Below are 17094 nucleotides of genomic sequence, written 5' to 3' on the forward strand. Positions count from 1 at the left end.
AAATATAGCTGTATTAAAAAACAAAAAATTAAACAGCCGAGCAGGCAATTCTCTATTAGGGTTAGTTCCACGATATCATTTAGTAGGGGGCAAATTTCTCATTTTTTATCTATAATGGCGATTTATGTTGATAAAAAATTTAGCACTTAAATAGCTGGTTTTTTGCTACTTTTGGCCAGATTTTTTGAGGGAGCGCACATATGAACTTTACTTTAGAGGCAAAAGATATCCATTCCAGGGCCAGGGCAGGAACCATTACCACAGATCACGGCCAGATACAAACCCCTATATTCATGCCTGTAGGTACAGCCGGAACGGTTAAGGCCGTACATCAGCGGGAATTGAAGGAAGATATCGAAGCCCAGATCATCCTTGGAAATACCTATCATTTGTACCTCAGACCGGGATTAAGTATACTGGAACAGGCCGGCGGACTGCACAAATTTATTGGCTGGGACGGGCCGATCCTTACCGACAGCGGCGGCTACCAGGTGTATTCTTTAAGTAAAGTACGCAAGATCAAAGAAGAAGGCGTTACTTTCCACTCCCATATTGACGGGTCAAAACATTTATTTACCCCGGAATATGCCATGGATATCCAGCGCACCATTGGGGCTGATATCATTATGGCTTTTGATGAATGTACACCTTATCCATGTGACTATAAATATGCGGCGAACTCCATCAATATGACCCACCGCTGGCTGAAGCGCTGCTGCACAAGATTTGATGAAACCGAGCCTAAATACGGCTACGACCAGACCCTTTTCCCTATCGTACAGGGCTCTGTTTACAAGGACCTCAGGGTAAAATCAGCAGAATTCATTGCTTCGATGGGTCGTGAGGGCAATGCCATAGGCGGCCTGTCAGTCGGTGAGCCTGCCGAAGAAATGTATGGAATGACTGAAGTCGTCTGTGACATACTGCCGGAAGAAAAACCACGTTACCTTATGGGCGTAGGTACGCCGGTCAACATCCTGGAAAACATCGCTTTGGGTGTAGATATGTTTGATTGCGTCATGCCTACCAGGAATGCCAGGAACGGCATGCTCTTTACAAGAAATGGAATGATCAACATCACCAATAAAAAGTGGGCAGACGACCTCTCACCTATAGATGCAGAGAGTGATCTGTTTGCAGATCAGGTCTATTCCAAAGCCTATTTGAGGCACCTGATGCATTCCAAAGAAATGCTGGGCGCACAAATAGCCACCCTGCACAACCTCCACTTTTACCTGTGGCTGGTCAAAGAAGCACGTGAAAAGATCATCAATGGTGAATTTTACGCCTGGAAAAACAAAATGGTGACTATATTAGGCAATAAATTATAAATGAATTTCATCAGGGGCAGGATAAAGATCATCGACTGGTACATCATCAGCAAGTATTTGGGCACGTTCCTGTATACATTAACGCTGTTTGTCATCATCATCATCATATTTGACCTCTCTGAAAAGCTGGATGACTTCCTGAGTGCCAATCTCACCTTTTGGCAGGTCATTACCCTGTATTATGCGGGCTCCATCCCCTTTTACGTCAATATGCTCTCCCCCCTGATCAACTTCATCGCAGTGATCTTCTTCACCGCTAAAATGGCGGATCAGACGGAGATCGTACCCATTCTGAGCGGCGGCGTAAGCTTTAACAGGTTCCTGATGCCCTATTTTGTATCGGCTTTTATTATTTTTGCTGTCAACCTTGCGTCTAATCTTTACATCCTGCCCTATACCAACCAGCTGAAAAACAGCTTTGAAAACAGCTATGTAAAGAAAAATACCTCTCCCAGCAAAAGGGACATCCACATGAAGCTGGACGAAAAGACCTATATCTACATGGATTACTTTGACAACAAGACCATGGTTGGAACAAAGTTTACCCTGGACAATTTTAAAGGCGATGAACTCACTAAAAAGCTGGTCGCAGATGAAATCAAATGGGATTCTCTGAAACGGATCTGGAAGATCACCAATTACTCCATCCGATATGTAAACGGACTGAAAGAGACGATGGTAAGCGGCACCGGCAAAACCAAAGACACCATCCTGGACATGCGGCCTGATGACTTCTCTGCCTATGACAATATATTTGAGAACATGAGCAATAAAGTACTGTCAGAGAAGATCCGCAAAGAGAAGATCAGGGGCACCGGCATCATGAATGACCTTCTTTTTGAGCAGTACAAACGTTATTTACATCCCTTGTCCGCCTTTGTCCTCACGCTGATAGGTGTCGCTCTGTCTTCAAGGAAAGTGCGCGGTGGTGTAGGTTTGCCGCTCGGTATTGGCATCCTGCTAAGTTTTGGCTATATCGTATTCAATCAATTTGCCAAAATGTTCTCTTTAAAAGGAGGAACATCACCTTTATTTGCTGTTATCGCACCGACACTTTTCTTTGGTCTTTTGGGCTTATATTTGCTCAAAAAAGCACCAAAATAAATGAGCAATACCCGGCCCCCGGTCAATAGAAACCTGCTGATCTTACATTTTACAGTCTTCATCTGGGGCTTTACAGGTATTCTGGGAGCGCTTATTTCCATCAATGCCGTACAAATGGTCTGGTACCGCGTAATGATCGCGGGAATCACTTTATTCGGCTATTTCCTGTTTACCAAAACCAGCCTCAGGATCAGCAAAAAGCAATTTCTGCAGTTCTTCTTTACCGGCAGCATTGTGGCCCTGCACTGGATCCTCTTCTTTCACGCCATCAAAGTTTCTACCGTTTCAGTGACCCTGGTGTGCCTCTCGTCATTCACACTTTTCACTGCAATACTCGAACCGCTGATCAAAAAACAGCGCATCCTCATACCGGATGTACTCATCGGTCTGGTCATTATTTTAGGCATTTACCTCATTTTTAAATTCGAATCGCAGTATACTTTGGGCATTATTTTCGGGCTGACATCAGCCCTTGCTTCCAGTTTATTCGCAACGATAAACTCTACTTTAGTTCAAAAAAGCGACCCGAAGATCATCGGGTTTTACGAGATCACCGGGGCTTTTATCTGGATCACGCTCTATCGTTTTCTGGATCATGACCTCATGAATGAGACCTTTAATCTCAGCGGGAAAGACTGGATTTACCTGGGCATTCTGGGTACCATATGTACCGCGCTCGCCTACGTTGCCGGAGTGTCCGTGATGCGTACTTTGTCGGCATTCCGGGTGGCGCTCATCACCAATCTTGAGCCGGTATACGGCATCCTTCTGGCCTTCATTTTCTTCGGTACAAAAGAGGCAATGTCCGTCGGATTTTACATCGGCGCAGCCCTGATCTTAGGCGCTGTTTTTCTGTATCCGGTCTACAAAAAAAGAAAGAATTTACCCTAGTTTTCAGGTCTGTTTTTTGCAGGGAAGGGGAGGGATTACCCGTATATCCCGGGCAAAATTCCATCACAAAAAATAGCGGTTCTATATACACTTCAAAAAAAACAGTCTTATTTTTTTCTTTATTTTGATCATAAATAGTGTATCTTAATAGCAGATTAATATGCCCGGACTGCTCATCACCACATGAAAAATAAAAACTGCAACTTAGCCATCAAAAAAGCCCAAAAACCGGCACTATAAATTCTTTACATGATTTACATAAAAATATTAAAATCAATAACTTAAAAGTCATTACTTAAATTATAAAACAATATAAATCACGTTTTTACAAACCTACAATACTAATGAATTTAGCATACTCCCGTAATGACCTTTTTTAAATCAAACAATAAACTGTTATTCAGAACATTAACAACAATTATCTTAAGTTTGATTTCACATGAAGCTTTTTCGCAGATTTTTAGTGCCGAACAAAATCCACTTAGTGTAAAATGGCGTCAGATCGAGGCAGCCGGATTCCGGCTGATCTATCCGGACGAAATGGAAAAAGAGGCACAAAGAATGGCCAATACCTTACCACTCATTTATCCTCATGTAGGCAGCAGTTTAAACACCCGAAAAACCAGCATCCCGATCGTACTCCAAAACCGCGGAGTAGTGGCCAACGGCTTCGTCCAGCTGGCCCCGAAAAAGTCAGAATTCTACACCACTCCTCCCCAGCAATTTGACAGTCAGGACTGGCTCAATAACCTCGCTGTTCACGAGCTCCGGCACGTCGCCCAGTTCGACAAACTGACCGGCGGAAAAGCCCATCCTTTCCCGGAAGATATTTACTTCGCCTGGTTCGGCGTAAGCATCCCGGTCTGGTTCTTTGAAGGCGACGCGGTCAGTATCGAAACAGCTCTGACAAACTCCGGCCGCGGAAGGCAGCCTTCATGGATCATGCCCTACCGGTCCAGCCTGCTGGAGGGCAAAAAAATCTCGTATTCCAAAGCCTATTTCGGATCGGACAAAGATGTCACCCCAGGCTACTACCAGCTGGGCTACCTGATGGCTTCCGGCATCCGCAGCCAGCAGGGAAAAAATATCTTCGACAGTGTGCTGACCGACATCCGGAAAAGACCGCTCAGACCTTACCCTTTTTCGAACAGTCTGAAAAAATTTACCGGCTCCGGAACCAAAGCATGGTTTGACAAAACAACAGCCCTCCTCAAAAGGGACTGGAAGCAGCAAGACCAAAACACAACCGCTCAGTCTTACCCTGTCCTCAACAAAAAAGCAACTATCGCCACCAGCTACTTTCTGCCGGTCAGGCTTGCTGACGGGCGCATCCTTGCCCTAAAACAGAGCAAGGCGGAGGCAGATCATTTTGTAGTCATCGACAGCAACAAAAATGAGCGCCGCATCCGTGGCATCGCCGGACAGGAACAACCCTGGTTCAGTTACGCCAATAACACCATTGTATGGGACGAGATCAGGTACGACCCCAGATACAGACAAAGGAGCTACAGCGTAATCTGCTCCTATAACCTGAAAACGGGGAAGACAAAAAAACTGACCGGCAGGAGCCGCTTCTTTTCCCCCTCCCTGTCCGCAGACGGGAAAAAGATCGTTGCCGTAAGATTTGACCTGAGCAACAAATGCAACCTGGTGGAACTTGATGCTGAAACAGGAAAAACGATCAATACGATCCCCAATCCTGAAAACCTGATCCTGCAAACTCCTGCCTATGATGCCAGCGGCAGCCACATCACCTACATTAGTGTCAGCGAGCAGGGTAAGGCGCTATGGACTACCGACAGGGCGGGCAACACCCGTCAGCTGATCGCGGAAAACCGGCAGCAGCTGAGCAGACCGATCTATTTTCAACAGGGAATAGCTTTTAATGCCCACTACAGTGGAATTGACAACATTTACCATATCGACACCGTTGCCAAAAAGATAAGCGCTCTGAGCGCCTCTAAATACGGCGCCTTCAATCCGGGGATCAGCGAGGGGTCTGCTGATACTTTCCTTTTCAATGATTACTCCTTTACCGGATATAACATTGCCGAAGGAAGTTATACCGCAGCCGATAAAAAAACAGGAAGGCAGCCGGGGGAAAACAATTTCGTATACTTTGGTGCCGCAGCAGAAACACAGGAAAACACAGGCAGCGTGTTCCACAATATCCCGGACAGCAGCTACACCTCCAAACCCTACAGCACGCTTGGCAACCTGTTCAACCTGCACAGCGTCATCCCGGTGATAGAAAACGAATACAGGGGCGGAATCCAGTTCCGGTCCAATAACCTGCTCAACACCTTCGACCTTTTTGCCGGGGCCGATTATTACCGTGACCTCAACCGCTTCGAGTACAATGCCGGCATCTCCTATAAAGCCCTCTACCCGATCCTCAGGGCAACTTACCGGAACAGGCCCCGCCGCACGTTTTACAACAGCAAAGCAGGCACTCAGCAGGGCGACTGGCGGGAAAACAATGTACAGCTGCAGGCCTCGGTTCCGCTGAACATCAATGCCCTCAATCATTCCTATAACTTTTCCTTCAATACCCTGACCAGCTATACCCAGCGGTATAACGCAGAGAATCTTCCATCCAATTTCATCAAAACGGTGATCTTCCCCATGGAATACAATATGACCTTTACCCATACCACGAGGCTCGCCCAAAGGGATATCGCACCGCGATGGGCCCAGACACTGAGGTTTGTGTACGTCCACCAGCCATTTGACAGCCGGCTGGGCGGCCGCCTCTTTGCTGCCGAAGGTTTCTTTTATTTTCCGGGCCTGGCAAAAAATCACTCCTTCCTGGCCAACTTCAATTACCAGACCGCAACGGGGATCCGCAGGTTTGATCAGGAGATCAATGCGGTTTACGGTTACAATAACATCAAGGCAAAAAGCGCGCTAAACAACACCCTGCTGTTCAATTACCGATTTCCCTTTGCTTTTCCGGATGCAGAGCTCGGGCCGGTTGCCTATGTCCGGAACCTGAGGGCCAGCCTGTTTTGCCACTATGAAAACATCGGCACGGAAACAAACCTGGCAGCACCCAAAACCTTTGGCTTTGAATTGCGCAGCAGTATGCACCTGCTCCGTTATCAGCCCCTGGTGGATATTGGCGCAAGATTTGTTTTTGTAAACAAAGTGTACAACCAAAATCCTATATTAGAATTAATTTTTAATTACAGCTTTTAAAGAAATCAGTCCGTCTGATTTTCAAGAAACCATTTGATCCAAAAATCTAACCTCCGGCAAACATGAGCGCAAAAACCATTTTCATCATCATATTTACTGTGCTGATCACCATTTTTCTTATGGTCAATACAGATGCTGTGTCCTTTGACTTTATTTTTGTGAAGAAGGACATTTCCAAATTAGTGATCGTCGGTGTATGCACCCTCGTAGGATTTATACTCGGCTTTCTGGCCGGCCGGCCGCGTACCACGGTAAGCACGTATGACAAAAACGGTCCCCAGAATTATTCTGAGGATCGTCAAAATGAATTTAATCGTAAAAATGAATTAAGCGACGAAGACCGCGATTACATCAAATAAGCGAACTTTCAAACAACTTCTGAGCTCCTTAAACTAAGCCGAAAAACTAACTTAAGGCTTGTTTGATATCTCCAAGAATATCATCGATGTGTTCCAGGCCGATTGACAAACGCACTGTGCCCTGTTCTATTCCCACCTGCAGTCTTTCCGCTTCCGTCAGTTTTGAATGTGTGCTTGTAGCTGGATGCGTGGCTATAGACCTGGTATCTCCCAGATTCGCCGAGATCGAAAACATTTTCAGTTTGTCCATAAAGCGGCTTGCCGCGGCAACACCCCCTTCAATAACCAGCGTCACAATACCACCACCCTGCTTCATCTGCTTTTTAGCAATGGCGTATTGCGGATGTGAAGGCAGGAAAGGATACATCACCCTGCTGATCTTGTCATTCCCCTCTAAAAACTCAGCGACTTTCAGCGCATTTTCACAATGCCTGTCCATGCGCACAGCCAGGGTCTCCAGGCTTTTGGACAATAACCAGGCATTAAACGGCGACATCGCCGGCCCGCTGTGCCTTGCAAAACCCTCTATTTCTTTCATCAGTACAGCTGAACCTAAAATGATCCCGCCCAGTGTACGTCCTTGTCCGTCGATGAACTTGGTAGCCGAGTGAATAGAAATATCTGCGCCCAGTTTTATTGGTTGCTGCAGGTAAGGTGTAGCGAAGCAATTGTCGATCACCAGCAGCACATTGTGCTTTTTAGCCAGCTTACCCAGCCATTCCAGGTCAATAATATCGATTCCCGGATTGGAAGGCGTCTCCACAAAGATCATTTTCGTATTTGACTTAATGCCATTTTCCCACTGGTCCAGTTTATCCAGGTCTGCATAGTCATAAGTAATGCCCCATTTGGAAAAAATATTATTGAGCAGCTGGTGTGTAGAACCGAATACAGAACGGCTCGACAGCACATGATCTCCCGATTTCAGGAAAGCAGCAAAAGTAGTGAAGATCGCAGCCATCCCGCTTGCGGTGGCCCAGCCTGTTTCCGCACCCTCCAAAACCGCCATCTTTTCGATCAGTTCGTCAGTATTCGGATTGGCATAGCGGCTGTAAACATTACCTTCTTTTTCATTGGCGAACAGGGCGCGCATTTCCTCAGCATCGTCAAATTTGTAACTTGAGGTAAGGTACAAAGGCACAGAATGCTCTTTATAATGGCTTCTTTCGGCCTGTAAACGGATGGCCAGGGTTTCAAAATTCTCTTCCTGCATTTTAAATTTGTATCAAAATATTAAGTATCAAGCTAACAACCCGTGTTATTTGCTGCTATTGTTAATTGTATAAGTAAAGTTCAATTGCGCTGAACGCCCCAGGATATTGGACACAGAGCAGTATTTATCAAAGGTTAAAGCCAAAGCCCGCTCCACTTTTTGCACGCTCAGCTCCCCGTAAAGGTCAAAGTGTATGTCGATGACGTCAAATATCGGCGGCATCTCTGCCTCTTTTCGCGTGGCCTTAATGTTGATCTTCAGATCATCCAGCGGCTCCTTTTGCTTGGTCAGTACATTGACCATATCAATCCCGCTGCAACCACCGAGGCCTACCAGCAGCATTTCCATTGGCCTGAAGCCTTTGCCCGTACCGCCTATGGCTTCCTTGGCATCCAGCTCTACTTTAAAACCTGTGGAATTCTCCGCTTCAAAATTAAATTTACCGCTTTTACGTACTAAATTGATCTCCATTATTGCTCGTTCAATATTAATTGTTCTGTTTGCCGGTACCAACCCGGTTTCACACACCATAAAAAACCTGATTATCCTTTTCCAGCCCAGTTAGCCTGACAGGCGATCTAAAGATCCCAAATACAGATGAACCGCTGCCGCTCATCGCTGCATACATTGCACCTGCATTGTAAAGCCTGGTTTTGATCTGTTCTGTTTCCGGATATTTCATAAAAACCGGGCCCTCAAAATCATTCTTCAGACCCGTTTTCCAGTTTTCCAAAGGCAAATGTATTAAATCTTTCAGCGAAGTGCTAGGAATTGAAGGTGTAATTCCCAGGTAAGCGGCTGCAGTAGACACATGGACGGGCGGTTTCACCAATACGAGGTAATAATTTGACAAATCTATGTCGAGCGGGGCGAACTGATCGCCCCTGCCAAAAGCATACACCGGCTTGTTTTGGATAAAGAAGGCACAGTCGGCGCCCAACGGCCTGGCATAATCCTCCATTTGCGAAACAGACAAGCCTAATCCAAATTTATCATTGACCAGTTTGATCAGAAAAGCAGCATCGGAAGACCCGCCGCCCAGTCCGGCTCCGACAGGAATGTTTTTCAATAAAGTGATCTTTTGCGGGGGCAAAGCAAAATCCTGCTGCAGTGTCTCAAAAGCCTTAAAACAAATATTGTCCCGGGTGTCTCCGGGAATATCAGTTCCTTTGACCTCGCAGCCGTTTTGATCCGCATCGGTCAGTTCGACTACATCATAGATCTTCACCGGGTAAAATACCGTTTCCAGATTATGGTAACCATCCGGTCTTTTTTCAGTAACATGGAGCCCAAGGTTGATCTTGGCATTGGCAAATGCGAGCATAAATAACCAGATTTTGTTTAATTTGCCAAACTTACGAAAAGGCCGTCTTAAGAGCAACGCATGAACGGTTGATTTTCTATACTTTCTGCTACTGGTATGCCACCTTTCTGATACCTTATCTTCATGACTTCTTCACAACCCCATCTAGGGGGTTGCTAGGGGGTTGCATGACCCCTGGGCCCCGCAATCATCGAGGAACAGCTATTGTGGATCCTCCAGCTGATGCGGAGCGGAATCAGAAGCACGTAGGCAGCAATGCAAAAGCAAGATATACCCGATACAGTTCTCGAAGATATTCCCTACTTTTGTTTGCGCGGACAAGAACATTTTTTTAGCATTTCAATGAAGCAATATTTAGATTTGATGCAGCACGTGCTGGATCACGGCACACAAAAACATGACCGTACCGGAACGGGCACCATCAGCGTATTCGGCTACCAGATGCGGTTTAACCTGCAGGACGGCTTTCCGATGGTCACCACAAAAAAACTGCACCTGAAATCGATCATTCATGAACTGATCTGGTTTTTGACCGGAGACACCAATATCAAATACCTGAAAGACAACGGGGTGAGGATCTGGGACGAATGGGCAGATGCAGACGGCAATCTGGGGCCCGTATATGGCTCGCAATGGCGCTCATGGCCTAAACCTGATGGCGGACACATTGATCAGATCGCTAAGATCGTTGATGCCATTAAAAACAACCCTGATTCCAGAAGGATCATCGTCTCTGCCTGGAATGTTGCGGAAGTCGACAATATGGCCCTGCCGCCTTGCCATGCTTTTTTTCAGTTCTATGTGGCCGACGGCAAACTGAGCTGCCAGCTGTACCAGAGGAGTGCCGATATATTTTTAGGCGTGCCTTTTAATATTGCTTCTTATGCACTGCTGACCATGATGGTTGCCCGGGTATGCGGCCTGGCTTACGGAGATTTCATCCACACACTTGGCGATGCACATTTGTACAACAACCACATCGAGCAGGCGAAACTGCAACTGGGCCGTGAGCCCAAAGAACTTCCGGCCATGGAGATCAACCCTGAGGTAAAGGATATTTTTGATTTCAAATTTGAAGATTTCACTTTGAAAGGTTACGATCCGCACCCGCACATTAAAGGGGCAGTAGCCGTATGACGGTCAGTATAGTAGTAGCTATCGGCGAAAACAATGCCATAGGTAAGGACAATGAACTGCTATGGTACCTCCCTACTGACCTGAAACATTTCAAAACGATCACCAAAGGGCATACGATCATCATGGGCCGCAAGACCTTTGATTCTATAGGAAAGCCGCTGCCGCACCGGCGCAACATTGTGATCACCCGGTCCGCAGACCTGGAGATCAGCGGTGCAGAAGTGGTCAATACGGTAGATGAAGCACTGGCGTGCTGCGCCGGTGAGAAAGAGGTTTTTATAGTAGGCGGCGCCGAGATCTATAAACTGGCCATGGAAAAAACAGACCGTATCTATCTGACGACCGTACACCAGTCCTATGAAGCAGATGCTTATTTTCCGGAAATAGACCATAACCTCTGGAAGGAGACAGCAACCGAAAGGCATGAGCCAGACGGAGTTAACAATTTGGCCTTCACCTTCTCCACATTGGAGCGTGTTTAGCACAGCCAAACAATACCTAACATTTGCCGGCGCAAATAGTTTTGAGCCCCATAATAAAAAATTCATAACGTGGCCTATTATTTAAAAAAATAATTAGATTTGCCGACTTGTTAAAAAACAGATATAGCTGATATAGACTAATAACTACAAACAAATGCAGGGTAAAGGTTTTATTAAATTTCTGGCAATACTATTGGGTATTGTCTGTGTGTATTCTCTCTCATTCAACTTCGTTACCTCTAAAGTTGAAAAAGACGCAAAGGCTTTTGCCAAGGGTGATGTAAATAAGGAAAAAGCTTATTTAGACTCTATGGCCACTGTACCGGTTTATCCGCTTCTAGGATTTAACTACCAGTTTTGTAAAGAAAAAGAGATCAACCTTGGGCTTGACCTTAAAGGTGGTATGAACGTAACGATGGAGATATCGTTGGCTAATCTGGTTAAATCACTGGCAAACGAATCTGATGATGCCAATTTAAACCTTGCGATAAAAAATGCACAGGCACAGACCAGTGCCGGCGGTAAAGATTTTATTTCTGCCTTCGTAAACGAATTTGAAAAAATAAATCCTAATGGAAAACTGGCCGATTATTTTTCAAACCAGGATAACGCTTCGGTTTTAAAACCAAATGCCACTAACAAAGAGGTAAAGGCTTTCCTGACAAAGGAAGCCGATAACGCGATAGACCGTTCATTTATCATTATCCGCAGCCGTATTGACGGATTTGGAGTGGTGAGTCCGAACATGCAAAAGCAGGAGGGCACAAACCGGATCCTGATTGAATTGCCAGGTGTTGACGAAAATGCCAAGCAACGTGTACGTAAATTGCTGTCCGGCTCTGCAGAGCTGCAGTTCTGGCATGTTTACAACAATGAAGAAGTTTATCCGATTATGGAGAACATCAACAGAACACTTGCCGCTTCATTGAAAAGCACTGATACTGCAGCTGTTGCTAAGGATACTGCGGATACTGCTGCTAAATCAGAAAGCAAACTGGCAGGTCTGGCCAAAGCAAAAGATACCAAAGATACATCAACAACCGCCAAAATACTGGAGCAGGCAAAATCTAATCCTTTGTTTGCTGTGATGACCCCTCCTTCTTCTATTGCGGAAAACGGACAACAATCTTTGCGTCCGGGGCCAGTTGTGGGTTGGGTTGCTCAAAAAGATACAGCTAAAGTAAACGCCTTCTTCAAAAGACCGGAAATTGCATCCATCATCCCTCAGACCTATAAGTTCATGTGGGGTGTAAAACCCGCTGATCTGGGTGTTGAAAATACCAGTAAGATTTTTGAACTGTACGCGATAAAAGTAACTTCGCTTGACGGGAAACCGGATCTGGGCGGTGAAGCAGTAAGCAATGCACGTGACGATTTCAGCAGCGAGGACAACAAACCGGAAGTGACCATGTATATGACCGGTGAAGGTGCTGCCAAATGGAAAAAAATGACTGCAGAGGCCTTTGCTACGAAAGGTGCTATTGCCATCGTACTCGATAATCAGGTTTATTCTGCACCATCGGTAAACGGAGAAATTCCGGGCGGCGTTTCTCAGATCTCCGGAAACTTTAAACCTGAGGAAACCAAAGATTTGGCCAATGTGCTGAAGGCTGGTAAACTACCTGTGCCTGCGCACATCGTTGGTGAGTATGTGGTGGGTCCGACCCTTGGTCAGGAATCTATCAACAGCGGCCTGATCTCATCTATTGTTGGCTTGATCGTGGTACTGATCTTCATGGCTATTTATTACAGCAAAGCGGGCTGGGTAGCCAACATCGCTTTGGTAACCAATTTATTCTTCCTGATCGGTGCCATGACTTCTTTAGGAGCCGTGTGGACCTTGCCTGGTATTGCCGGTCTGGTATTGACTATCGGTATGGCGGTAGATGCCAACGTATTGATCTATGAGCGTATCAAGGAAGAGCTTGCAGCAGGTAAGGCTGTCCGTCAGGCAATTGCCGATGGTTACAGCAATGCGTATTCTGCAATCATTGACTCTAACATTGTCACTTTAATAACAGGTATTATTCTATTCTATCTGGGTACGGGACCGATCAAGGGTTTTGCTACTACATTGGTATTGGGTATCATTACATCACTTTTCACGTCGATCTTCATCACCCGTCTGGTATTCGAAGGCTTACTGAAAAAAGATGGTAAGATATCTTTCTCTATTCCTTTTACGGCAAACATTTTCAAAGACTCTAACTTCAACTTTGTAAGCGGCCGACGTAAGTTTTACATCTTCTCCTCTGTCATCATCATAGCAGGTATCATCTCCATCTTCACGAAAGGATTTAGCCTGGGTGTAGATTTTAAAGGCGGGCGTGCATATGTTGTTCAGTTTGAAAAAGACATCAGTACGATTGACGTGAGAGACGCACTGGATGATCAGTTTGGTCAGGCGCCAGAGGTGAAAACTTTTGGTATTGGCAATCAGGTAAGGATCACTACTTCTTATCTGATAGACCAGAATGACGAAAACGTTGACGACCAGGTTGAACAAAAACTGGCTGCCGGCCTAAAAAGCTTAAAGAACCCGTATCAGATTAAGGATGCGCAGAAGATCGGGCCAACAATGGCCAATGACATTAAAACCTCTGCCATTTATGCGGTATTGCTTGCTATCGTAGCGGTATTTATTTACATCGTGATCCGGTTCAAAAATGTTCAGTTTGGCCTGGCGGCGGTGATTGCATTGTTACATGACGTACTGGTATTGCTGGCGATCTTCTCTATCTTCAATGGCTGGCTGCCGTTCTCACTGGACATTGACCAGCAGTTTATTGCGGCAATCCTTACCGTAATGGGATACTCCATGAACGATACCGTGGTAGTATTTGACCGTGTAAGGGAATACCTTGGTCAGAGCCGTCATAAAAACGAGGATATGCCGACTATTGTAAACAATGCGTTAAACAGCACCCTTAACCGGACTGTGGTTACTGGTTTGTGCGTGATGCTTGCTTTACTGGTATTGTTCTTCTTCGGTGGCGATATTTTAAGAGGTTTCTCATTCGCGATGCTAATTGGTGTCATCTTCGGTACCTATTCATCATTATTCGTTGCAACTCCATTTGTGGTCGAGTTTACGCGCAAAAGAGACGATCAGGTATATAAATAACGTTTTATAGACTATAAGGTAAAAAAAGGCATCCTGTTTGGATGCCTTTTTGTTTGTTGTGTATCTTTGTCCCAGCTAACACAGGAATTTCATAAACTGACGAATAAATGCAGCAACCAGTTAAATTGATTGAATGCCCAAGGGATGCCATGCAGGGCATCCATGATTTTATCCCTACCGATCTTAAGGCCGCATACATCAACCTGCTCCTGCAGGTAGGATTTGACACCATAGATTTCGGAAGTTTTGTATCACCAAAAGCCATCCCCCAACTGCGCGACACGAGGGAAGTTTTAGCAAAACTTGATCTTTCCGTCACCTCTTCAAGCCTGCTTGCCATTGTTGCCAATTTAAGAGGTGCTCAGGAGGCGGTATCGTTTGAAGAGATCAATTACCTGGGTTTTCCTTTTTCTATCTCTGAAACCTTCCAGCAAAGAAATACGAATACGACTATCCTGCAATCCATGGATACTGTAAAACAGATGCTGGAACTTTGCGACAGGAATGGCAAGACTGCAGTGGTCTATCTTTCTATGGGCTTTGGAAATCCCTACGGAGATCCCTGGAATGCGGAGATACTGGAGCGCTGGGCTGGTCAGCTGGTAGACAACGGGGTAAAGATCCTTTCTTTGTCGGACACTACCGGGGTCTCCTCGCCCGAGAAAATAAAAACAATATTGCCGGCGCTGGTCACAAAGTTCAGCACAACAGAAATTGGCCTGCATTTGCACAGCACTCCTTCGACCCGCCTGGAGAAAATAGAAGCTGCATATGCATGCGGCTGTACGCGCTTTGACAGTGCACTGAAGGGTTTGGGGGGCTGCCCCATGGCAGCAGACGACCTGACAGGCAACCTGGCCACAGAAGACCTGATCAGCTACCTGAACACCAAGGGTCTATCTTTAAATCTTGATATGGATAAATGGCAGGAAGCTCTGGCTTTTTCTTCCAGGGTGTTTTTGTAAGCTGAAATATCTTTTTATAATTTTTTCACCATTTTAAGATGCTGGATGCCTGCTTCTTCAAACTGCTCGCCTTCGGCGATGAATCCAAACCTGGAGTACATGCGCATCGCATCAAGCTGGGCATTGAGGTAAATGTAGCCGGCATCCCCGGGCAGGTCAGACAAAGCCGCAGCAACCAGGGCTTGTCCTATCCTTTTACCCCTGTGTTCCTTTAAAACAGCAAAGCGTTCCAGCTTGTAGCCCTTATCTGTTTTGCGCCAGCGGCAGGCGCCGCATGGTTCTCCGTTTAATAAAGCGAGAAAGTGTACAGATTCTTCTTCATGTTCCCATTCCAGTTCAGGCGGACAGTTCTGTTCATCTACAAAAACAGTTTTTCTTACCGCAAAAACTTTTTCCAAGTCGTCTTTGCTATGTACTTTGTTTACCTGAAGTGTTTCCATAGTGATAATTGCTTAATTAAAGAGATGATATAAAGATAATGTTTTCTTGTGTTTCGTAATGATTATATCTCAGTCATCATTATACTGCAGGGCATCATAAAATAAAAAAAGCGCCTTAAGTATTCTCAAGGCGCTTTGTATTCTATATTCTATAAACAATTACAGTTTATCACTGGCGTCTTTACAATTTAAATCTTCAAACGCTTGTTTCAGGCGCGCAACGAATTGCTCTTCGCCTTTACGTAACCAAACACGCGGATCATAGTATTTTTTGTTGGGCTTGTCTTCGCCGTCCGGATTACCGATCTGGCCCTGAAGATAGGCTTCATTGGCTTTATAATAATCTAAGATGCCTTCCCAGAATGCCCATTGCATATCTGTATCAATATTCATTTTGATGGCACCGTAAGAAATGGCCTCTCTGATCTCTTCCTGAGAAGAACCTGAACCACCGTGGAATACAAAATTGATTGGTTTTTCAGCAGTTAATCCCAGTTTCTCTTTGATATAATCCTGAGAGTTCTTAAGAATTACCGGCTGCAACTTCACGTTGCCCGGTTTATATACGCCGTGAACATTACCAAAAGCGGCTGCTACGGTAAATTTGTCGCTGATCTTGCTCAGTTCTTCATAAGCATAAGCTACTTCAGAAGGCTGGGTATAAAGTTTAGAACTGTCTACATCGCTGTTATCCACTCCGTCTTCTTCACCGCCTGTTACACCAAGCTCGATCTCAATGGTCATTCCCATTTTAGACATACGCTCCAGGTATTTGGCAGAGATCTCCATGTTTTCTTCAATTGACTCTTCAGAAAGATCCAGCATGTGCGAAGAGAACAATGGTTTTCCGTGTTCAGCGAAGAACTGCTCACCATGGTCCAGCAATCCGTCGATCCATGGTAAAAGTTTTTTGGCAGCATGGTCAGTGTGCAATACGACAGCTACACCATAGTGTTCAGCCAATAAATGAACGTGTTTAGCAGCAGATACTGCACCTAAAATGCAGGCTTTCAAACCATCATTATTTAATGTCTTACCGGCATAAAACTGTGCTCCGCCATTAGATAATTGTATAATTACCGGTGAATTAACCGCTTTGGCAGTTTCCATCACTGCGTTTATGGTGTTTGTGCCGGTAACATTTACTGCTGGTAATGCAAATTGATGTTTTTTTGCCTGTTCAAACAATTCCTGAACGGCATCTCCGTAAACTACGCCCTTGTAACCTTTTAAACTCATCTTTAATATTTTAATGTACGCCGAAGTTATGAAAAATATCATTTTTGGCAAAGGTAAAGCGCATTATTTTGCATTAATATGCTTTCTTTCAGCACATTTTCATCCCAGGCTAATATGAAAGGGAGGGCGTTCTCCGGTCATTAAAAACAACCTTAAACTGTTCTCATTTTTTTTTGTTTCTTTGTAGTCGCATTTTTCAGGAAATAACATGGCTTGGTCTAAGAGAGAAAAAAAAGGTATCAGTACCCTTACAGAAGAAAAAAAAGAAGCACCAGACGGTTTATGGA

At 45.2% G+C, this 17094-nt stretch carries 15 protein-coding genes; 9 read left to right on the plus strand and 6 right to left on the minus strand.

Annotation, left to right across the window (positions count from 1 at the left end):
• The first annotated feature begins 200 nt into the window (after positions 1 to 200).
• From tgt to VK541_RS17985, 5 genes are all read left to right on the plus strand, one after another.
• Positions 201 to 1331 (plus strand): tRNA guanosine(34) transglycosylase Tgt, encoded by a 1131-nt coding sequence (gene tgt / locus VK541_RS17965; RefSeq protein ID WP_324371748.1) that lies wholly within the window; start codon positions 201 to 203, stop codon positions 1329 to 1331.
• Positions 1332 to 2435 (plus strand): LptF/LptG family permease, encoded by a 1104-nt coding sequence (locus tag VK541_RS17970; protein WP_324371749.1) that lies wholly within the window; start codon positions 1332 to 1334, stop codon positions 2433 to 2435.
• Positions 2436 to 3326, plus strand: coding sequence for a DMT family transporter (locus tag VK541_RS17975; protein WP_324371750.1), 891 nt, complete (start codon positions 2436 to 2438; stop codon positions 3324 to 3326).
• Between the two features lie 429 nt (positions 3327 to 3755).
• Positions 3756 to 6524: a hypothetical protein gene (locus VK541_RS17980; RefSeq protein WP_324371751.1), complete on the plus strand. Its 2769-nt coding sequence runs from the start codon at positions 3756 to 3758 to the stop codon at positions 6522 to 6524.
• 62 nt (positions 6525 to 6586) lie between these two features.
• Positions 6587 to 6883 (plus strand): hypothetical protein, encoded by a 297-nt coding sequence (locus tag VK541_RS17985; protein ID WP_324371752.1) that lies wholly within the window; start codon positions 6587 to 6589, stop codon positions 6881 to 6883.
• Positions 6884 to 6929: 46 nt separating this feature from the next.
• Here VK541_RS17985 and VK541_RS17990 read toward each other — a convergent pair whose 3' ends face one another.
• The 3 genes from VK541_RS17990 to ispE are packed head-to-tail and all read right to left on the minus strand — an operon-like array spanning position 6930 to position 9420.
• Complete coding sequence (locus VK541_RS17990; protein WP_324371753.1) at positions 6930 to 8096, minus strand: O-succinylhomoserine sulfhydrylase; 1167 nt, start codon at positions 8094 to 8096, stop codon at positions 6930 to 6932.
• A gap of 45 nt (positions 8097 to 8141) precedes the next feature.
• Complete coding sequence (locus tag VK541_RS17995) at positions 8142 to 8567, minus strand: OsmC family protein (protein ID WP_324371755.1); 426 nt, start codon at positions 8565 to 8567, stop codon at positions 8142 to 8144.
• Positions 8568 to 8616: 49 nt separating this feature from the next.
• A complete protein-coding gene (gene ispE, locus VK541_RS18000; protein ID WP_324371756.1) occupies positions 8617 to 9420 on the minus strand; it encodes a 4-(cytidine 5'-diphospho)-2-C-methyl-D-erythritol kinase in 804 nt (267 codons plus the stop codon).
• Positions 9421 to 9762: 342 nt separating this feature from the next.
• Here ispE and VK541_RS18005 point away from each other — a divergent pair, with 342 nt between their 5' ends.
• The 4 genes from VK541_RS18005 to VK541_RS18020 all read left to right on the plus strand — a co-directional run bounded on the left by VK541_RS18005 (position 9763) and on the right by VK541_RS18020 (position 15128).
• A complete protein-coding gene (locus tag VK541_RS18005; RefSeq protein ID WP_324371757.1) occupies positions 9763 to 10557 on the plus strand; it encodes a thymidylate synthase in 795 nt (264 codons plus the stop codon).
• Positions 10554 to 11039: a dihydrofolate reductase gene (locus VK541_RS18010; RefSeq protein ID WP_324371758.1), complete on the plus strand. Its 486-nt coding sequence runs from the start codon at positions 10554 to 10556 to the stop codon at positions 11037 to 11039. Before VK541_RS18005 ends, VK541_RS18010 begins: the two co-directional genes overlap by 4 nt.
• 154 nt (positions 11040 to 11193) lie before the next feature.
• On the plus strand, positions 11194 to 14163 hold the full coding sequence (secDF, locus tag VK541_RS18015) for a protein translocase subunit SecDF (protein WP_324371759.1): 2970 nt from the start codon (positions 11194 to 11196) through the stop codon (positions 14161 to 14163).
• 107 nt (positions 14164 to 14270) lie between these two features.
• Positions 14271 to 15128, plus strand: a complete 858-nt coding sequence (locus VK541_RS18020; protein WP_324371760.1) for a hydroxymethylglutaryl-CoA lyase — start codon at positions 14271 to 14273, stop codon at positions 15126 to 15128.
• 14 nt (positions 15129 to 15142) lie between these two features.
• Here the strand turns inward: VK541_RS18020 and VK541_RS18025 are convergent, their stop codons facing one another.
• From VK541_RS18025 to VK541_RS18035, 3 genes are all read right to left on the minus strand, one after another.
• Positions 15143 to 15568: a GNAT family N-acetyltransferase gene (locus VK541_RS18025; RefSeq protein ID WP_324371761.1), complete on the minus strand. Its 426-nt coding sequence runs from the start codon at positions 15566 to 15568 to the stop codon at positions 15143 to 15145.
• Positions 15569 to 15727: 159 nt separating this feature from the next.
• Entirely contained in the window at positions 15728 to 16807 is a 1080-nt protein-coding gene (gene fbaA, locus VK541_RS18030; RefSeq protein ID WP_324371762.1) for a class II fructose-bisphosphate aldolase, read from the minus strand.
• A gap of 99 nt (positions 16808 to 16906) precedes the next feature.
• A partial coding sequence (locus VK541_RS18035; RefSeq protein ID WP_324371764.1) for a hypothetical protein occupies positions 16907 to 17094 on the minus strand: 188 nt, incomplete at its 5' end.

Source organism: Pedobacter sp. (genome assembly GCF_035317785.1).
In the GTDB taxonomy this organism is placed as follows: Bacteria; Bacteroidota; Bacteroidia; order Sphingobacteriales; family Sphingobacteriaceae; genus Pedobacter.